Source organism: Paenibacillus sp. MAHUQ-45 (genome assembly GCF_058133325.1).
The window spans coordinates 398,998-418,071 of sequence record NZ_JBYUPV010000003.1 but is presented as its reverse complement, the minus strand read 5'-3'; the positions used below and the strand labels follow the sequence as shown (position 1 = coordinate 418,071).

Here is a 19,074-nt window from a genome sequence, read left to right as displayed (position 1 = left end):
TTTTATGAAACGGTCCCGCTCCATTTGTAAGTCATGACCGACTTGCCTGGAATAGTAACAGTGAAGCTTTGGCTGCCCCACTGGATTTTCACATTACGCTGTGCGCTGGAAGAGTTGTACGCCACTACGACTTTAGAGCCGTCTGGATTGCGGAATGCGACGTTTTTAACTTCTGATCCGGTGTTACTGTCAATGCGATAAGCATTCGGTACAACAAATTTACTGAAGTGACCGAGCAAATAGTATTGCTTATGATACGTTACATTGTTCTCAGGCGCGTCATTACGGTTATCCGAATTGCGGATCGTTAGCATACCTTTATTGCTGTTGTTCGCCGCAAGCAGGGCCGGACCATCTTTTTGATCCAGGGCAGCGTTCCAGGTAATGATCGACTTGGACCAGTTTCTCGTAATATTGATAAACTCATTGATCATATTATCGAACCCGCTCGATGTACCGTTCTGCGGATCATTCCAGTTGCCGAAGCCACCCTCCGTGAACCAGACGTCCTTATCCGGATGATTATTGTGGATCGAAGTCATCTGCGAGCCGTCCCCGCTATCATAGTGGTGGAAAGCGCTACCAGAAACGTAGCTGCCTTTGCCCGCATTCTTAAGATTGGTAATAACCTGATTAGGGAAGTTCCAATCCAGATAGTTATGGTCGAAAGCGATGATTTTGGTGTTGATCCCTGCATTACGCAGCGTAGGTCCGAGATAGTCGCCAATAAAGCCTGTTTGATCTTGTATATTCATGCCCATAGAAGGATAATGGGATGGTTCATACAGGGGTTCATTTTGCAGGGTTACGGCATAAATAGGTACTCCCTCTGCTTGATAGGCCTCGATGTATTTTTTGAAATAGTTCGCATAAGTTCCATAGTGCTCTGCTCTTAGCTTGCCACCATTCAACGTATTGGAATATTTCATCCAGGCTGGTGCACTCCATGGTGAGCCCATGACTTTGATATTAGGATTCTTAGCGATAGCTGCTTTCACCATTGGAAGAATATAAGCCTTGTCCCGGTCGATTGTAAATTGGTTCAGTGACGTATCGTTTGGCGCATCAGCATACGTATAGGCTGCCCAAGCAAAATCCGAGCTCCCGATAGGTTGCCTCAGCAGGCTGAGACCAATTCCCGTAGTTCCGAACAGCCGCTCCATCACTTCTGCACGTTTAGTGTTATCCAGTTTGTAGTTCATAAGCCAGGCCGAAGCATCCGTCAGAGAGACGCCAAAACCATCCATCTGTTGATACCTTTGGTTCTCATTCACTGTAATCGTGACATCAGCATTGCCAGAATTACTACTGAAATTCTTATCCGCGATCCGGGTCAGCCGGGCAGTCGGACTCAGTCCAACAGCGGGTTCAGAATTGGGATCTGAGGTCGAAATCCATACCTCCACCTGTTCCCCAGCAGCGTGGGCCGCATTAGGTACTGTTGAACCAGCAGAGATCAAAAGACCGGACAGCAGTACAAGAGCACTCTTTTTCCATATTTTCATGAACTCAACTCCTTTTTGATTTGTAGGCTATAATGCAAAATAGCAGAAAATGAAATCGATTTCATTTTGCAGCAAAAAATAGTGTCGAATCTGATTTTTACCAGCTCTCTCCGTTCACACCTCCTCTTAACAAGTCAAATTTAGCGGGCTCAGGTTTATTCAAACATTCAATGTAATCGTTTTCATTAATAGTTATACACTCTGCTGGGAATAATTGCAACAAGTAATTACATATTTATTTCAATTTGTTACCAAAGTAATAGAAAAGCCCAACGAACCCATAGGAGTATGGATTCATTCGGCCCTTATATTTTTTCACTTAACTTCTGCCATAAAGCTTCTGAAATCTTGCGCGATCTCTTTGGAACGGGTATGGTGCAGATAATGCTCCCCTTCAAGCTCGATTATCTTTCCATATGCAGAGTCTTTGATTTGCTCTTCATGCCCTTCTTTCCAGCCTGCAACATCTGTCGTATCTTTGACTAAGAAGAAGAGTACCGGAAGGTTCTTAGGGAAGCTATAGCTTGCAGCAGTTCTAAAGTTATGCGCGAAGTTCTCCCCTTCATTCAACATATCTGAATTAAACGCATTTTTAAGCGTAATCATTCTAGTTTGATCTTTTATATGCTCATCGCCGTCCGGTGCAAACACTTGGTCAGGATTTAATTTCATGAGCAATCTGTTGAACCCTGAGTCCCGAAGGAACTTATACACTCCTGTTGGAAACTCTTCATCTTCCTTGCTCAATTGCGCTGGAAAACTACTGTCAATCCCAACAAATGCTTTAACTTCATTTTCGTATTTATTCACGTATTCTAATCCATAGATTCCGCCAATCGAATGTGCCATCAGTGTGTAGTGGTTGATATTTAACTTTTGCAGCGCTTCATGAGTCTCAGCTACGATATTATCAATAGTGCGTTCTTTGTCTGTGAGATCACTTAGTCCATAGCCGAAAGGCTCTACCACTACCACTTTATAAAAGGGAGCTAGCTGGTCTATCAGTAGTTTATAATCAAGGCCTGGGGCTGCTGTTGCAAAGCCTGTAAGTAACACGACGGTTTCGTCTCCCTTCCCTTCAATCAAGACATTCATGTTCTTTCCATCCACCGACACCTTCTGACCATAAGGTTCTATCTTCCCCAGCTCCGCGTTGTTGCTGACCTTATTGACGACGAACACACCGACAACAAAAAGAATAATGGCCAAGAATAGAACGCCTATTGATTTAAGCATAAAAGACAGTATTTTCTTCATAGATTAGTTCCTCTCTGGGTGCTTTATTTTTTTGATCCCCCCGCTTATTTCCCCCTCATTGTAGCAACCCAAGATTAGCTCTTGTAAAACATAACTTTAACAGAACCTTAACTCTTTGCTGGCGTTCGGGATGGAGTTAATGTTCTGTTAAACAAGAGCACGGCTTAAAATGATCACGAACTTCGCATGTATCCGCTCATATTCAGCATTAACTATATCGGATCATCACTGATCTTCTCTTAGATGAAATCCAATTCTCACAGTCCCACAAGATCCAGTAGCATTGAAATCAGCTTGGTTGGTTTGAACTTGTGGTCTGTAAATATACTAATCCAATCCGCGAAACCCAGCAGAACAATAACCAAGAACACCAGAATTTCCTTGGTTTGGGTACGCACCCTTACCATTACCCTCAGACTCAGCCCGATCGCCGCCGCCATAAAAAGAATAAACCAGATCATGAGGCAGGCTCCTCCGTTCGCTTCTTTCGGATTCTCCGAATCCATGTGACAAGCAAGAGTAGACACGGCAGAATTACACTGAACAAGAGCGTGTATTCAAAATCATATTTTTTGCTGAATTCTATATTCTCGACCACATTATCGTAGCCCATAGCGAGACCGGAAATTAGCAGAATAAGTGCGAGCGTTACCCAAAACCTGTTCTTGATCTCAAACAATTGACAGATTCCCAGGACAGAGCAATAGTAAGCGATCGACAGTTTGATGAAAATCGCAAGCAGTAAAATCAGCGCCATGGTAGATTCCAGATGCTCGAAGAAGTTGCCGATATGAATCTCTTGGACAATGACAAAGAACGGATAAGTATCGTGGGAAGCGCGGGTCACGCCAAGTACGCCTATGGTCAAAAAGGTCGACAGACTTAGCAGAATCGTCGCGAACGCATACGCCAGAATAAAGCTGCTCTTCACTTTGTTGCTCTGAACAAATGGAAACAGCATAAGAAAGATCAACCCCTCCAGAAACGGAAATCCAAAGATAGAACTAGTCTCCTTCATTGTCTTCCAGACATCCATGCGGAATATTCCCTGAAATCGTCCCCAATCCCACTCAAGCAGTGCCAGACAGACCACAAAAATAAAGGTGACTACCATGATCAGAAACAATAATTCTGACGATCTGGCGATGGTCTCAATCCCTTTGAAAACTGCATAACCAATAATAAAGAGGAACATCACATGAAAAACAGTTAATGGGGTTAACGGCATTAGCGTTTGTTTCATAAAGTCACCCAGATTCCGGGTAATAAAAGCCGCAAGCTGGATGAAATAGAAGATATACAAGAGTGCTAAGAGACTACCTATCGGCTTGCCGACAACCTGGATACAGATTTGTACGATTGACAATCCCGAATGCAGTTTGGATAAATGTAACCAGATCAACGCGGCAAGAATACCTGCTGTTCCCGCCCATAACGGAACGATCCATGCGTCCTGCTTGGCAACGGCGATTAAGCCACCGGGAATGAAGAAAAAGGAGGTGCCGATTAGAAAGGAAAGGGTCAGCACAAAAAACTGCCAAACCGTTAGCCTACTCTTTTCCATTTCCTGCCCCTCCTTTATATGGATCAACAATTTCCCCGATATCTTCAATTTTGCTTTTAATCGTTACGTTCAGTTTGGTCTCAGTCCAGCCATTTTCTTGTTGTTGCAGCTTCTTCCATGCGCTTCCCCGCTTGTACTTCATCTCGTCTTCCAGCCCGAACAAATCCCACTTCTTGTCTATAGCCTGTGCATAGAGTTTCTGTGAAGTCTCGATAAGCTTGAGATCAAATTGATCGGTAATCTTGGATAAGTTGTCCCAAGTCAGCTTCTCGGTCTGTTCATCATTTCGCAGAGCCAGATGGGCCGTGATCTCCACATTCCAGGTAGGTACACCTTTGATAAGTGACAGGTGCTGCTTGGTTTTTATTTTATGAGCATATAGATCAACTACCCGATTATCTAACACGATCGACTCGAAGAAGTTTCCAGCTTGACCTTTCAATAAATTGTAATAACCATTCTCCCAAAGTGAGATCTTCCCGATCATCCGATCCTGCTTGAACACGGCTGCTCCCGTTAGCATTAAATTCCCTTGATTGCCGTTAATCTCATCGAAACGAGTCGTGCTAGGAAGCGGTTTCTCTCCTTTCAGACTGATTATGGGCAGCACTGTAAACGTGGATGATTCCATATTCTCTACCAGGTCTTTCACCCGCGATTTCAGGCTGATTCGGCCTGTGGTCTTGTTCGTATTCGAAATGAGTGACCGCAAAAGCCGTCCGGGCAGCTGTTCCAGCGGCGTATAGGTCATCATCACATCCGAAAGCGGAGAGTCTGTAACGAACAAATAGAGGCTCGAGCGCCTGTTGAACTGCCGTTCATAATAGTTCAAGAAGGTGCGCAGGCCTTCTCTGGCGTACTGTTCGGTCACGATGTGAGACTGATAATGATCTGTAAAAAGCTTGCGAGGTAACGTGACACTGGATAATTGAGCCAGTCCGCCCTTGGTCTTCCCTTGCACTTTATATGTGTACACTGGAGCCTTGCTGCGACTGCTCGATTCCGAGGCGTATGCTCCAGGATTGATAATTTGGTAATACACGATTTGCTCATGAGTGTGTGGATCGATCTCCGATCCCGTCAGGCCGGCGACTGCCAATTCGTTGATCTCTATTCGATCCCAGCAGCCGGTCAGGCAGCACAGCGTGATTCCGGCGACTGCAAGCTTTTGGAAGGTAGCATTCATGGCTCTTTCCTTCTTCTCTTCCTGGTTCCGTTCATTTTGGGATAGGTGTCCATCCATGGCCGGGGTACACGGACAAGAATATCCTTCCAGTCTGATAACACGGTTGGAGCTATAGGCGACAGGTATGGAACGTTGAATGATTTTAGAGAAGCAAGGTGTACGACTGTAATCAGGACCCCGCATAGCAGACCAAAAAATCCCAGCGCGCCAGCCAGCATCAGATAAAAAAACTGTAGTAGCCGCTGTGTGATGCCAAAGCTGTATGATGGGGATACGAAATTGGAGATGGCCGTAATCGCCACTACAATAACCATCGCCGTCGAGACAAGCCCGGCTGTAACTGCCGCTTGCCCTAGTACCAGTGCGCCAACGGTTGAGATCGCTTGCCCGGCGATCCGTGGCATTCGAAGACCCGCCTCGCGCAGCACTTCAAAAGTCACCATCATCAGCGCAGCCTCAACAAATGCGGGAAAAGGAACCCCCTCCCTCTGCCCTGCAATGCTAATCAGGAGAGAATGAGGAAGTAGCTCCTGTTGAAAAGACACGACTGCTACATACAGAGCCGGTACCAATACGGACAGCATAAACGACAGGAAGCGAACCCAGCGCAGCAGTGTAGCAATATCAGCACTCTGGTAATAATCCTCGGGGGCAATGAAGAATTGAAAAAAAGTAATGGGGCCGACCAGTGCAATAGGACTTCCATCTACCAGGACGCCTACCCCTCCCTCCAGTAGATGCGAGGTCAGAATATCCGGACGCTCCGTACTAAGGATTGTGGAGAACGGCGAATAGGCACGCTCCCGCAACCATTCTTCCACATAGGCGCTATCCAGAATGCTGTCCGTATGGATGGCTGCGAGACGCTTACGAAATTCTTCGATAACTGGGCCGGATGCTAAATTGTCCAGATAGAGCAAGGCCATGTTGGTCTCGGTTTCCGTACCGGCTGTGACCTGCTCGATAACCAAATGCACGTTGCGGACTCGTTTGCGGAGCAGCGACAGATTAACTGTAATATCCTCCGTAAATCCTACCTGAGGTCCCCGTACGGTGGATTCTGTCATTGGCTCCGCTACACTGCGTTTGCTAGTTTGAGAAACGTTGATACATAACACTTCAGGTGCGCCGGCAACCACAATCAGGCAGACGCCCTTTAGTAAACTGTTGACACAAAACGTGAAATCGTTGGAAGAAGAAATAGAACTGAAGGGAATGCGGCTCTTGAGGACGTTAATCATTTCATCTGCATGGGTGACATCCTCGAAGGATGCTTTTTCCGATAGAAAAGACAACAATTCATGCTCAATCTTGTCCTTGTCGGTTAAGGTATCGAGAAACAAGCAGCTGCAAGGAATGCCTGGCGAAATGACTAGCGAGTGAATGATAAGGTCAGGCGGACTATGTAGATAATCCTTAATTCGATTCACAAAAGACAGCGGTTCATGTTGGTTATAAACCGGACTTTGCACAGCTGATGAATCTTGCGCTGGGTTCGAGTCTTGATTCGGCATACCAAAAACTCCTCAATTGTAGACTGGAATCATTGTTCCATTATCTCCGAGTGAGGAGTTGAATATACGTAAAGAGAACGCTCGTGTCATTAGGCCAAAGATCAGATGGCACCTGGTATCAGTCCAGCTTTTCCAACCAAATATCTTTGAAATCGATCCAGCCGAGGGCATTCAGACTGACGCCTCTAATGGTCGGGTGAAGATAGGTTCGTAGCTCCCTGTGATGGAGAAAAATAACGGAGGCCTCGTCTCGCAAATGCTCCTCAATCACCTTCAAGTGTTGGCGTCTTAAGCCCTCCGTATCAGCACTTAAAGCCTCGTCGATCCGCCCGTGGATCCAGTTGTGCAGCTCGTCATCCAGATAGAACTTAAAGACACTATCTACGTGCTCATAGGCTTCAATCTCGCATACTTCATCTTCAGGCAAAATAAAGCTGTGGATCTTCAAGTCCTCGTCATGGAGTGGCGTAGAGCAGCCAGGCGCTTCTGCCCAGGTTAGGATCTTGAGGTCGATATGAATGCCCCATTGCCCAAGCCGCTCCACAATCCAGCGAGCGTCCTCTTCGTAATTTTCATGGGCGGTAAAAGTGATAACCGAGCCATCATAATGAGATTCACGCAGCGCAGTCTTAACCCGCTCCGGTAGAAGCGGATCTGCGGAGCGGGATTGGCTCCCTTCCGGTCGGAAGCCGTAGGCTGGCATTACGCGGTCCCCGCCCAGCTCCGTGACAAGGTCACTCGTATTCAGGATCATGCGTACCGCCCGGCGAAATGCCTCCGACTGTTGGATGCCGGGACGCCGCAGATTCCAGGTGAGCAGCGTGCATCCTCTACAGAGCTTCTTAAGCAGCTGCCAATTCTCCATGTGCTTCTCCAGAAGATGATTCCCGGCATAGCCCTTATGCAGCATCTCAGGCATGTCGACCGCTGTATCCCGGCATTCCTCTGGCATAACAACTACATCCACGCCATCCAGGTAAGGTCTGCCTTCGTGATAAGCCGCATTGGCAACCAGCTCGATGCAGTGTGATGACTGCGAGACCATTCGAAAAGGCCCCGTGCCGATCGGAAGCTGCCAGAATTCTTCCTCCTCCATACCGCCAAGGTTCACAGGCAGGATCGATGCGGCGTTGGAACACATGAAACGGTCAAAAATTCGGTTCGGTTGCTTGAGATGAATGCGCAGGACCCGTGGTCCGAGTACTGCAATCTGGTACACACCGCGCAGCAGCCAGCGGTTCAGTGTATCTCCACGTAAGCGTTCCAGCGAAAAGGCCACGTCTCTGCTCGTTAGTTCATGGCCGTTATGAAAACGCACCCCTTTACGCAAATAGAAAGTCCATTCCGTCGCTTCTGGATTGGATGTCCAGTAATGAGCGATGCTGGGGACAATTTTGCTAGCACCCTCATCGAACTGAAGCAGGCGGCTGAACAATTGCCGCATCAGGTGAGCGTCAATGGAATAGTTCACCTGGGCCGGGTCTAATGTCGTGACAGGACGATATACGGGAAAACGCAGTGTGTCACTGGTAGAAATACCATCGCTGGCTTCCTCTTTATGATAGCCGAACTGGCCGTTCAGCCATTCGAGAAATTTCGGCTTGGCCAACGTACCTTCCCCGAACGATTGCAGCAACTCAAAAGCTTGCTTGTAGTCTCCTTTTTCTGCCCGGCTTTGAGCCAATTGCAGTAGATAACTCTCCTTGTCGGCTTTGAATGCAATCCGTGAGCGATTACCGCGCCCGCGCCCAGGCAGCCAGTCAATCAGCTCTTCTTCCTCCAGCTTGCGCAAGATAAGCTTCGCATTACGGGACGTACAGAATAAGGCTTCCGAGAGATCCTCCAAGGTGGCCTCAACAGGCATTCCCCCACTGCTATTCCCTCCAAAGCGCTCATAAAGCGTTAAATAACGTTCAGCCATGATCACCTTTTGTGGCCTCCTTCCCGTGCTTTTCCCCTAAAAGGGGAAATCGTTAGAGGCAATTATACGCTTTTTGTCCCCTTTTGAAAAGCACATAATTAGCCTTAACAAAAGAGAGAAAGTGGGGATCACGTCATGCTGGAACATCCATATATCATAGAAAAATTAAAAGGATATCAGGAGCGGGAAATCAAGATCGGACTCTTCGGACGGATTCAAAGCTGCATAGAGAAATTACTCTATAGTGAAACAGAATTTACGCTAGAGAGGCGTATGCCGAGCGGGGATTATCAGGTTCAAGAACGTAATATGTAATTTGAAAAAAAACTTCCGAGACTCAAGTGTTCTTGAGCTTCGGAAGCCATCCGGCTGCGCCGTAATCAGGACTTGCCTTTGTTGTTGTTTGCTAACTGTATGATCATGATGACAAGAACGAGCAATGCAATGAGCTGATCGATACTCATCTGCGTCCGCCTCCATTCCTTCGTAAAGGATGGCTCCTCGGACGTGTATCTCCTCTCCCAAAGAGACGCTGCTTCGTTCCCCTTTTACAGATTATGAGGTGTCGGGTCCCCTTATTACTTTAGATGAAGCTATTTCGATGATTGCCGTTGCCTCTATCCATAATAGAAGATATATTTAGAAAATACGTAACGATGGCTTGGAAGCTGGTTGGGCAACAGAAAGAGAAGGAGATTGGACATTTGAACTTGCTGCACAAGGAAATAGACGAAGGTTCTGGCGGTAACTACGAGATATTGGTCTACGATACGGCAGAACTGTATGGAGAAAAAGGTGCTTTTCGGGTGCTGGAATTCTCCAACGAGGCGATCCAGGGGGCGATGGATCTGAACCGTCCGGATCGGGTTTTATTTGAATATCCCCAAGCGATCATCCACTTAATGGAACATAACGCTCCGGAGTTTGAGGCTGCCTTTCTAATCGGACATGGGATTGGGACGATAGCCAGTTATTTTGCAGACCGTAGGATGAAAGTCGCTGAACACAATAAAAAGGTGCTGGAGATCAGCAGACAGTGGTTCGGGTATAACAGAGACAACGTCGTGGTTGGAGATGGGCGTTCTGTTCTCAGCAGCGAAGCGCCGCAAAGCTACGATTACATAATCGTTGACGCCTTCACGGACAAGGGTACGCCTTCCCACCTGACCTCAGAGGAATTTTTCACACTGGCTGCTGAGAAGCTGGATGAACGCGGAGCCGTGATTCTGAATCTGATGGGTAGAGGCGAACAGGACCGGATGATTAACGCTATTCATACTACACTGGGCCATACATTTGCTTATACGAGAGCCTTTGCCCTTCCTTCTGACAATGCTGGCGATGTGCTGAACATCGTGATGATCGGCAGCCATGTCTCTATTGGATTTATGGAGCGTAAAATGGCAGGCTTCACGGAAATCTCTCCTGGCGCAGGTCATGTTATATGGGACAGCGTGCCCGCAACCTGAATCATTCATTTCTGACTGTGACCATCCTCTTTTTAGAAAAATATGAATTTAAAAAGCGCCGGCTCATGATATTAGCATGAAACCGGCGCTTTTTTCGATTGCTTCCATATATACGTTCAGTTGAATCCTCTGTTACGAAACTCCGTTAATTAAAATGGATCTGCTTCCTATTCAGGAAGTACGTGTCCATTGCGACGAGCCGTTCGCTCTATAGCATCAGCGGTTACTTTATACAGTTGATGCGGCAGGTCGTGACCCATGCCGTCAACCAACATTAGCTCGGCGCCAGGGATCGCAGAAGCCGTGTCCTCGCCACATGCCGGGACGAACAAGGGATCATCCACTCCATGAATGACAAGTGCTGGTACTTTTATGGTCGCCAGTAGCGGACGACGGTCGCCGGAGACAGCGATCGCAGCAATTTGTCGGCCGACACTGCCTGGATCGTAAGCACGCCGGACTTCTTCCAGAATGAGCGCCCGATAAGCGTCCTCTTCAAACGGATAACCAGTGCCGGCGATGCGTTTCGCAAATGAGAAACTGTGTGCCAAAAATCCTGCTTCATCCTCAAAGGGATTCGGCGCCGGTGTAGTCATCAGCGCCATGACCTCCTGCAAAGCTTGCGGAAGAGTAGGATTACCGGAAGTAGACATAATAGAGGTGAGTGACAGCACCCGTTCAGGGTATCTGCTAGCTGCAACCTGGGCGATCATTCCGCCCATTGACCTGCCAACGAAATGTGCGCGGTCAATAGAAAGTCCGTCGAGCAGTCCGATAGCATCGCTGGCCATGTCATCGAGTGTGTAAGGAATGTCCGGCCGCTTTCCCGACATAAGCGCAGTTGCCAGTGCTTCAAAATCCAGCGTGGGATAATGGCTATAGTGTGTCGAGCAACCTACGTCGCGATTGTCAAAGCGGATGACGCGAAACCCCCGCGCTGCTAATAGCTCACAAAACGGAACCGTCCATCGGATCATCTGGGTTCCAAGCCCGGCAATTAGGATAATTGCCTCGTCATTTTCGTTACCAAAGCTATCATAGGCTAGCTCAATGCCATTGACTTTCATAATATTCATAATCATGTTCTCCTTCAATTAATTTGGGATCGGAAGCTCTGTTATAGGTAGAAGCCGTGAATCTTCGATCGCTGCAGTGCGGTGACCGATACCGGTCAGATAGTCTTGATGACTTGAAAAAGCCAGGAATGACTGCGCACTACTCTGGCGGATCAGCATGACGAGATCCCATTTCTCGTCTTCGGGTCCGATAAGAAACTCCCCGCCATTGCCAAGAAACACAATTTCACCTCCGCTTTCACGGAGATATGGGAGGGTGTGCTCAATGTAGCGGTTGAAAGCTTCGGCACCGCTAATGGAGACCTCCGGTGTTAGTTCAGGATTGGCTGTGTAATCAGCAACATCACGAAAACGCAGCAGGTTCAGCATGACGATGTTACCTTCAATGCCTCGTTGTATGAACCTCATGCCAGCTCGTTGTGATGGTTCGATGTAACGAGTAGATTCTAATTCAGTCATAGCGACTCCTTTCATATTTCCCTTTTATTTTTTTACGCCTTCACTTGCTTTCATTCATACGTCCTCTTCAGCGAATGCATTAGCGGCTAATTTCTTGACATGGTTTCTGATATCAGGTGCCCAGTCATCGATGAAATGGTAAAAACGTTCCAAATCACTAGCATACAGTGCCCGCAGAGCTTCCTCGTATTGATGGAAATCCCCGGCCATAGCCGTCATAAAGTTATAGGTTGCTTCTTGTGACTCTCGGATATTGCTCTCTTTTTCTCCGGCACGGCGTGCTTCATCAATGAGTTTTCGCAATGTTACCGACGCCCCACCGGGTTGACTCTTAAGCCATTCCCATTGCCGTGGCAATAACGTAACTTCACCGGATACAACCCCCAGCTTGGGTCGACCGACCCGCCGTGCGGGCTCATGGTTCACTTCCGTACTGGGTAAGTCACCATACTGTTCTCCTAATCGTTTGAGCACATCATCTGTATTTCCACGAAAATCAACATCTATTGGCTTCCCCGTGGAATCGTCAAAAATAAGCAACTCTGTGAGGTCTCTGTCATCCAGAGCATCCTTCACTGTAGAAACAACGTGCTGTAACGAACCACTGGCGACGACTCCCACACCCAAAAATGCCGTGCAGTTAAAGTGCGTTATGGAATTACTCATGCTGACCTCCTCTCTGATTGCCTCAATTATACCCGGGTAAAAATAAAAAATCAATATTACCCGGGTAAAATAAAATTTATCATTCGTTATAGAGGTAATAAATGCAAAAAACGCGACCTAATAGGGTCGCGCTGTTACTTTATTTTCAGTTGAAAAATCAAATGTGGATGCTTCGAGGCAATACTTTTAACCAGAAGTACGAACGTTGGCGGTTGGTCTTCTTGCACTGATACTTGTGTAATGAGATGTTGTATGTGATAAAAAGCAGTGAAAGTTCTGCGAGATCTGCAGGCTTCTACTGCTTTTTATCATATTTGATTGTTGGAAGGTTAAGGGGTTAGACGGTTGGGGCAAGAATGAAAAAGTTAACAGCAGGCCAGAAAGAAGGCCGTCTGTATAGAACTCAAAAATATTTAAATCCATACTCCCGTGTAAGGAGTGACGCGCCTGAACCGGAGGTTATCGGTTATATCGTAGATTTCAATCCACACTCCCGTGTAGGGAGTGACCCGCTTGCATACATAGGTTCGTTACACCGTCCATCATTTCAATCCACACTCCCGTGTAGGGAGTGACGCTAATAATTGTGCTGTACCTCTGCTAATTAATGATTTCAATCCACACTCCCGTGTAGGGAGTGACGAAAGAAAAGGTAATGACCGTGAGCATTAACTTATTTCAATCCACACTCCCGTGTAGGGAGTGACTCCCTTAGCGTTACGGTTCTTGAGCTTGCCAAAGTAATTTCAATCCACACTCCCGTGTAGGGAGTGACAGCGATTCAACACGTAAAAATGTCATAATCTCGTTAAAGTGATCGGTATAATTACTTTAATACGCTAAGTACAAAGCGTCAATAACTACAACGTTTAGATTTATTACATTATTTGTAATAATTCTAGTGCGAATCCCCCGGGGTTTTCATGTGAGCTTGGGGTTCGCACCAGATGAATCAATTCTTCATTGTCTGTTTAAACATATGAGTATTCACAGTCGGAATAACTTGATTCACACCCCTGCTTTTTGAGCTAACTGCTATAAGAGGGCTATTTCAATCCACGCTCTAACACGGAGAGCGACTGATATTCACCGGCAGTTGGCCTTTATAACATTCATATTTCAATCCACGCTCTCGCGCGGAGAGCGACCGTTCCTCCTATTCAAACAACTCAAGTGTATTGGTATTTCAATCCACGCTCTCGCACGGAGAGCGACATATTCGCTGTAGTAGGTACTGTAACTTTAGTGAATTTCAATCCACGCTCTCGCACGGAGAGCGACGGCGCTTAAGGCCACTAAAGCGGCTGGCGTATTCAATTTCAATCCACGCTCTCGCACGGAGAGCGACAACTTCAATCCTGACTATTCACAGTCGGAGTATATTTCAATCCACGCTCTCGCACGGAGAGCGACGTCAGGATCATGATCATCATTGCTACATTCCCATGCTATTTCAATCCACGCTCTCGCACGGAGAGCGACGCGGCTCCGGCCAGCAAGTCCGCCGCGCGTTGAACAATTTCAATCCACGCTCTCGCACGGAGAGCGACGGTAAAGGCCGAACTGGCTGGCAAGGGATTTATAATTTCAATCCACGCTCTCGCACGGAGAGCGACTTGTACAAGGTCTTCGACTTCAACATCACTGGCCATTTCAATCCACGCTCTCGCACGGAGAGCGACCCGTGAACAAAGCTTATAATTTGCCAGCGAAGCAGTATTTCAATCCACGCTCTCGCACGGAGAGCGACAGCGATTCCAGACTTAAAAAGAGTATAATCGCTTAATGAGCTTCCATAAAATAACTTTATTACGAAAAACTTAAAGCGTCAACAGCTTCAGACTCAAGTTTTTATACAATAAATGTAATAAATCTGGTGCGAATCTCCCAGGGATTTCATGTGAGCTTGGGGTTCGCACTAAAAAAATGGTAGAATCACATTTAAGAGAAACTATTCTCAAACCTGAAAGCGAATTTTAAAACTTAGCGGGATCGAAAGGAGACTTATATGAAAACACTCGATTCAAATTTTCAATACCTGAAAGATATGTACTCAGATAGCTATTACCCCACATTTCTCGTCGACAAAATAAAAGAACAGATCGTTAAAGTTGTGTTGTTTCTAGAAAGCGGATCTTATAACAATGATGAAGTACAGGCACAACTAGATAAAATGACTCTGGCGATTAATGATATACAAGATGAGTTCTACCAAAACGACAGCGAATTAGAGACGGTTGCAAGAGATTCTATCGCGATCACTGTGGAAGAGATTTTGAACTTTTTTGAAGTGGATATCGATATTGAAACGGCATTACAAGAAAGAGATTGGTAGGAACCCCAATCTGAATAATATATTTTACAAGACACTGGTACCTAGTATCGTGTCTTTTTTTATGGCGTAATTTTTCACCATAAAAACGATCCCATACGCACCTGAATATCTTAAAAGTACAATGTTAAGCACGCACAAGTGGTGTGAAAATATCGTCAATAATCTCAGTAATCCATTGTTCAGATAACGGCTCATGAGTCGTAAGCAATTCGTATCTCAGCAGATCTATGGGTAATGCAATCACCCTCTCATTGATTTTAGCCAGGGCGACCTCTCCCCACTTCTCCGCGTTATTCAGAATGGCCTTCATGATTAGGGTCAGCTTGTTCTCCTTTATTGAATTCATAAGCTGCGGAACGTAGCCAACCGCGTTAAGTTCCACCCAAGCGGCCTGTAAAATAGTGCTCTCCAGCACTTCACTACGCCGCCGTGTCTCTGTGTTCTTCTCCTGTTGACTAACAAAATCGTCAGATTTGTTTGTTACATAACCCCAGGATGGCGCACAAAAATAAAAGACCGGAGGCATTCCTCCGATCTTTTATCTCACCCTATACAGGTAGCACAAATTTCAAACTTTACTATTTTGTCCGCTTCTTCGCGGCATCGATTTTGGAAGGGTCCAGGCCTTTCCAGATATTCGGGATATCCACCTGATCCGGATGATCAAAAACCAGAAACGCGGTAGGCAGATAACGTTCACCATACTGCGAAGAAGGTTTGTTGATAATCTCGTTGTCCTTGACGAGAACCGTCGAGGAGCCGCCGTCCAGATTCGCTGCGATTACGGCGCCGTGCTCGAGCATGATTTGCTGTACATCGTAAAGGTTCGCGCCAATGCTGTAGCTTGGCTGTCTGCCGTCAATCACCACGAAAATGATCGCACCGTCCTCACGTTGACCCATCGCTGTCCGTGGTGCAATCCCCCAGCCATCGGCTGCGTTCTTGACCAGTCCCTTGCCGTTGACAATGATACGTGGCTGGAACGATACGGCCTCTTGAACCCCCATTTTACTGAGTTCATCCAGCGTGTAGTTCCCCGCGATCATCTTGCCCTGCTTATCCAGTCCTACGATTTGCGTCGATTTCTTTCCACCTAGCCCATTGTAATAGAGCTTTCCTTGAGAAATGACGATCCCTATCGGCTTAAAACCATTCCCGCTCCAGTTCGGATCGGCGAATCCTCCGCCATTTACTCCGGCGATCGCCCCAAGTCGTTTCACCATACTGGTGACCTTTTCCCCGGAGCCGACTTTGTTCGGAATTCCGAGCCGGATCTTTGTCGGATCGTTAACGATCATGACATATCCAGAGTAGCCGGTACCGGAGACAGGTTCGATCTCCACCAGCTGCTTCTCTTTTACTTCCGGTGGAGGTGTATGAATGGTATGGGTATCCTTCTCATCCCCCATATTATCGAAGCGTTTGGTGTACTCGGCTACACGTTCCTTCAGCTCTTCCTCACCAATGATATATTTGGCCCACTGCCGATGTTGGGTTGTGATCAGCGTATCCGCAATCGTATAGCGCAGATTTTGGGCCGACGGTGCAAAATACAGCCAGCCTCCTCCGGCAAGGAGCAAAATTAACAAAAATAGCAGTACTCTCAACAGTCTACGAAAAAAGCTCTTTTTCTTGCGCTTCTTGACCGTTTTCTTGTTGCGGTTGGTCGAGCGCTCCGGTAATGATGGTGAGTTCACTCTTTTCTTTCCTCCCTGATTCTTGCCATGAATAAAAAGAATACTTAACGTATCTTTTAATCATAGACGAAAATGCGAGAGTAAAGGTATCAATTTCTTCAATTTTTAGCGCCCCTTCGACTTCTCCTAACAACCTGTAAGTCATTATTTATCGGAAAATGTTGGTGGATCGGTGTGAAGCGCCTCATCAGGCTCCGTATGCCGCCATGCTGTAAAGACCACTTGAAACCCTGCACGTGTAGGTGCGCACAGGAAGGGTCCAGCCTGTTTGCCTGTCAAATAAGGGAAGCGAGCGACGCGTATTGTTCGCCACGTATGGTGCTCGGTACGAGCGCGGATGATCACCGCATCATTGGACCGGGAAGCACGAATGGTGACGGTCTCCCCTGCCCATTCTGCTACCGGAGACAAAGACCAGTCGGAGTAGTCGTCGGTAACGACAGCTCCAATGTGAGGAACCCCGTCATTGAGCTCGATGCCTGCTTTAATCCACTGCGTAGGGCTATGCCAGAGCATTAGCCCAGCCTGATCGTACAACTCGGTGAAGCTGTCTAGCCGGAAGGTCACTTCGACGCCCTGATCGTCCTCCCAGGGAGCCAGAAGTGCATGGCCGTTGTCATGCTGAAATTCATAGAGTGTTTTCTCCCAATAATCGCTGCCCTCCACTGCCTCAACATTGAGCGTGTGTCCTTCTGTATTTGCCGATTTCGGTGCTACCGTCCAGGTTCCGCTGCTCCATGGAATGTTGTTTACACTCATCATACATCCACCTCTCTAAGAATTTGCCCTAATGCCGTCCTACGCCGCCACCGCTGCTTGCACTGCCGCCACCACCGGAAGAACCTCCTCCGCCAGATTGTCTACCCGATCCTCCGCCGCTGCTGGAACCGCCGCCGCCGCTATTTCCCGAAGAACTACTTCCAGAGGAATGACGCCCAGCGCCACCACCACTGGATGAACCGCCACCGCCCCAGTTACTGCCCCCGGAGGAACGGCGTCCGCTGGAAGAGCTGCCACTTGAAGAGGAGGAACGATGATGACGATAGTCATCCCTGTCCCAGCGGCTATAACGATGTCTATTGCGCCGGGTGTAGGGATTGTGTCGTACACCATACTTCGCTAGATTCCGGCTCCGCCGCCAGGAAGAAAAGATGAAGAGGCCTATGATTCCCAAAAAGACCTTGAACATGCCAGAAGACACTCCCGAATTATCGGATTTCTCGCTGACCCCTTTAGTTTGTGTAGCAGTTGCTGGAGCGGATGCTTTATTACCAGTTGCCGCGCTTGGTGAGACGTCCGCTCGCGACAGGAAGAAATTATAGAAAGCATTCGCTGTCGCTGTGGCTCCACCGGCATAATCTTTTTTGGCAAAGGAAGGCTCCAGGACGCTATTCAGAATGTCTTTGATTACTTCATTGGTCAGAACCTGATCCACATCCTTGCCCTGCAACACATGGTAGTCATCTCCCCCAATGTCCAGCACGAGCATCGTATCCTTCGGTCCCGCACCTACAGAGGCAAACTTCATATAGGTGTAATCCTGCAAGGTTTTTCCGCCTGTATTCTTGACTGTGACAACATAAATCCCGCTCCCGGTGGTGTCTTTATACCTGTTGCTGGACTGATTAAGGTAATCCTTCGTGACTTGCTTGAACACCCCGGCATTATCCGAAACATATGTCTTGTTGCCTACAGTTTCTATCCAAGTACCACCTAGCGCTTGAATGAACGATCCATATGTTTTATAGACACCATTGCTATAGTTCTTGGCTGCAAAATCAGGCTCTAACTGCTGGGACAGGATCTCTGAAATCTTGCTATCCGGTAGCGTGTTCACAAGCCCCTTGCCCTGCACCGCCCAGTAATCGTCATCCTTAATGGAAAGGAGCAGCAGTACCCCGTTGTTCTTCTCCTTGGAGCCGATGCCCCACTTATTGAACAAGGATGTAGCATACTCCTTGATCGGCATTCCTCCGGTAGAATCAACAGTCACCACCACGACCTGCGCCTCATTTTTCCTATGTAACTTAATTCCGTAATTCACCAGATAATTCTCGGTCTTGTCATTCAATACGCCCGCAAAATCATTCACGTAAAAAGCTCCGGTATGCTCCGGCAATGTACCCTTAGCGAAGCTCATTACGGGAAACAGCATCGTAAGTATAATGGCAATCCAAGCGATTTTTAGTGGTTTATGCTTCATAAGTGCACCTCCTGTATGTTCCTCTTCTCTTTATCGGATACGGTGAGCTCCGGGAATAGTTTCGCCTGAATTACAGAGCTTACGTTAAGTAACTGTATTCTACAAAGGTTTCCAGGTATCCTTCATTTTGGCTGCACTTCACTTCTTGGCTATAGTGGCATCACGAAAGAAACGGCAGGCCTCCTGCTCTCGTAGGATGTCTGCCGTTCCCTAATTATCCAT

The 19,074-nt window shown here is 47.2% G+C and carries 17 protein-coding genes and 1 CRISPR repeat array; of the genes, 3 read left to right on the top strand and 14 right to left on the bottom strand.

The window, feature by feature from the left end; translation table 11 throughout:
* Positions 1 to 2: 2 nt before the first annotated feature.
* The 7 genes from AC3Y23_RS09200 to AC3Y23_RS09170 all read right to left on the bottom strand — a co-directional run bounded on the left by AC3Y23_RS09200 (position 3) and on the right by AC3Y23_RS09170 (position 8,947).
* On the bottom strand, positions 3 to 1,505 hold the full coding sequence (locus AC3Y23_RS09200; protein WP_379197924.1) for a glycoside hydrolase family 30 protein: 1,503 nt from the start codon (positions 1,503 to 1,505) through the stop codon (positions 3 to 5).
* A gap of 315 nt (positions 1,506 to 1,820) precedes the next feature.
* On the bottom strand, positions 1,821 to 2,762 hold the full coding sequence (locus AC3Y23_RS09195; protein ID WP_379197922.1) for an alpha/beta hydrolase: 942 nt from the start codon (positions 2,760 to 2,762) through the stop codon (positions 1,821 to 1,823).
* A gap of 257 nt (positions 2,763 to 3,019) precedes the next feature.
* Positions 3,020 to 3,223, bottom strand: coding sequence for a hypothetical protein (locus AC3Y23_RS09190; protein ID WP_379197920.1), 204 nt, complete (start codon positions 3,221 to 3,223; stop codon positions 3,020 to 3,022).
* Positions 3,220 to 4,326: a GerAB/ArcD/ProY family transporter gene (locus tag AC3Y23_RS09185; RefSeq protein ID WP_379197918.1), complete on the bottom strand. Its 1,107-nt coding sequence runs from the start codon at positions 4,324 to 4,326 to the stop codon at positions 3,220 to 3,222. Before AC3Y23_RS09185 ends, AC3Y23_RS09190 begins: the two co-directional genes overlap by 4 nt.
* The gene (locus tag AC3Y23_RS09180) at positions 4,313 to 5,512 is read right to left on the bottom strand and encodes a Ger(x)C family spore germination protein (protein ID WP_379197916.1); all 1,200 of its coding nucleotides are present in this window, start codon (positions 5,510 to 5,512) and stop codon (positions 4,313 to 4,315) included. Before AC3Y23_RS09180 ends, AC3Y23_RS09185 begins: the two co-directional genes overlap by 14 nt.
* A complete protein-coding gene (locus tag AC3Y23_RS09175) occupies positions 5,509 to 7,026 on the bottom strand; it encodes a spore germination protein (protein WP_379197914.1) in 1,518 nt (505 codons plus the stop codon). The genes AC3Y23_RS09180 and AC3Y23_RS09175 overlap by 4 nt, the downstream gene beginning before the upstream one ends.
* A gap of 118 nt (positions 7,027 to 7,144) precedes the next feature.
* Complete coding sequence (locus tag AC3Y23_RS09170) at positions 7,145 to 8,947, bottom strand: SgrR family transcriptional regulator (RefSeq protein ID WP_379198568.1); 1,803 nt, start codon at positions 8,945 to 8,947, stop codon at positions 7,145 to 7,147.
* 135 nt (positions 8,948 to 9,082) lie between these two features.
* Between AC3Y23_RS09170 and AC3Y23_RS09165 the strand changes: the two genes are divergently transcribed.
* Together AC3Y23_RS09165 and AC3Y23_RS09160 are read left to right on the top strand one after the other, a co-directional pair.
* Positions 9,083 to 9,262: a hypothetical protein gene (locus tag AC3Y23_RS09165; RefSeq protein ID WP_379197912.1), complete on the top strand. Its 180-nt coding sequence runs from the start codon at positions 9,083 to 9,085 to the stop codon at positions 9,260 to 9,262.
* 341 nt (positions 9,263 to 9,603) lie between these two features.
* On the top strand, positions 9,604 to 10,416 hold the full coding sequence (locus AC3Y23_RS09160; protein ID WP_379197910.1) for a spermidine synthase: 813 nt from the start codon (positions 9,604 to 9,606) through the stop codon (positions 10,414 to 10,416).
* Positions 10,417 to 10,583: 167 nt separating this feature from the next.
* On the opposite strand, the gene AC3Y23_RS09155 is transcribed toward AC3Y23_RS09160, so the two are convergent.
* From AC3Y23_RS09155 to AC3Y23_RS09145, 3 genes are all read right to left on the bottom strand, one after another.
* Positions 10,584 to 11,492 (bottom strand): alpha/beta fold hydrolase, encoded by a 909-nt coding sequence (locus tag AC3Y23_RS09155; protein WP_379197908.1) that lies wholly within the window; start codon positions 11,490 to 11,492, stop codon positions 10,584 to 10,586.
* 18 nt (positions 11,493 to 11,510) lie between these two features.
* Entirely contained in the window at positions 11,511 to 11,900 is a 390-nt protein-coding gene (locus AC3Y23_RS09150; protein ID WP_379197906.1) for a DUF1330 domain-containing protein, read from the bottom strand.
* 105 nt (positions 11,901 to 12,005) lie between these two features.
* Positions 12,006 to 12,617 carry a DUF2239 family protein gene (locus tag AC3Y23_RS09145; RefSeq protein WP_379197904.1) on the bottom strand — a complete coding sequence of 204 codons (612 nt, stop codon included), beginning with the start codon at positions 12,615 to 12,617 and terminating at the stop codon, positions 12,006 to 12,008.
* A 1,048-nt stretch (positions 12,618 to 13,665) separates the two neighbouring features.
* A CRISPR array of direct repeats spans positions 13,666 to 14,367; the repeat unit is 32 nt; unit sequence ATTTCAATCCACGCTCTCGCACGGAGAGCGAC.
* A gap of 258 nt (positions 14,368 to 14,625) precedes the next feature.
* On the opposite strand from AC3Y23_RS09145, the gene AC3Y23_RS09140 reads away from it, so the two are divergent.
* A complete protein-coding gene (locus tag AC3Y23_RS09140; protein ID WP_379197902.1) occupies positions 14,626 to 14,952 on the top strand; it encodes a DUF5713 family protein in 327 nt (108 codons plus the stop codon).
* 124 nt (positions 14,953 to 15,076) lie between these two features.
* Here AC3Y23_RS09140 and AC3Y23_RS09135 read toward each other — a convergent pair whose 3' ends face one another.
* The 4 genes from AC3Y23_RS09135 to AC3Y23_RS09120 form a co-directional block, all read right to left on the bottom strand.
* Positions 15,077 to 15,478, bottom strand: a complete 402-nt coding sequence (locus AC3Y23_RS09135) for a TetR-like C-terminal domain-containing protein (RefSeq protein ID WP_379197900.1) — start codon at positions 15,476 to 15,478, stop codon at positions 15,077 to 15,079.
* A 52-nt stretch (positions 15,479 to 15,530) separates the two neighbouring features.
* Positions 15,531 to 16,649: a phosphodiester glycosidase family protein gene (locus AC3Y23_RS09130; RefSeq protein ID WP_379197898.1), complete on the bottom strand. Its 1,119-nt coding sequence runs from the start codon at positions 16,647 to 16,649 to the stop codon at positions 15,531 to 15,533.
* 144 nt (positions 16,650 to 16,793) lie between these two features.
* Entirely contained in the window at positions 16,794 to 17,408 is a 615-nt protein-coding gene (locus AC3Y23_RS09125) for a DUF1349 domain-containing protein (protein WP_379197896.1), read from the bottom strand.
* Between the two features lie 28 nt (positions 17,409 to 17,436).
* Positions 17,437 to 18,852, bottom strand: coding sequence for a TPM domain-containing protein (locus AC3Y23_RS09120; RefSeq protein ID WP_379197894.1), 1,416 nt, complete (start codon positions 18,850 to 18,852; stop codon positions 17,437 to 17,439).
* Between the last annotated feature and the right edge of the window lie 222 nt (positions 18,853 to 19,074).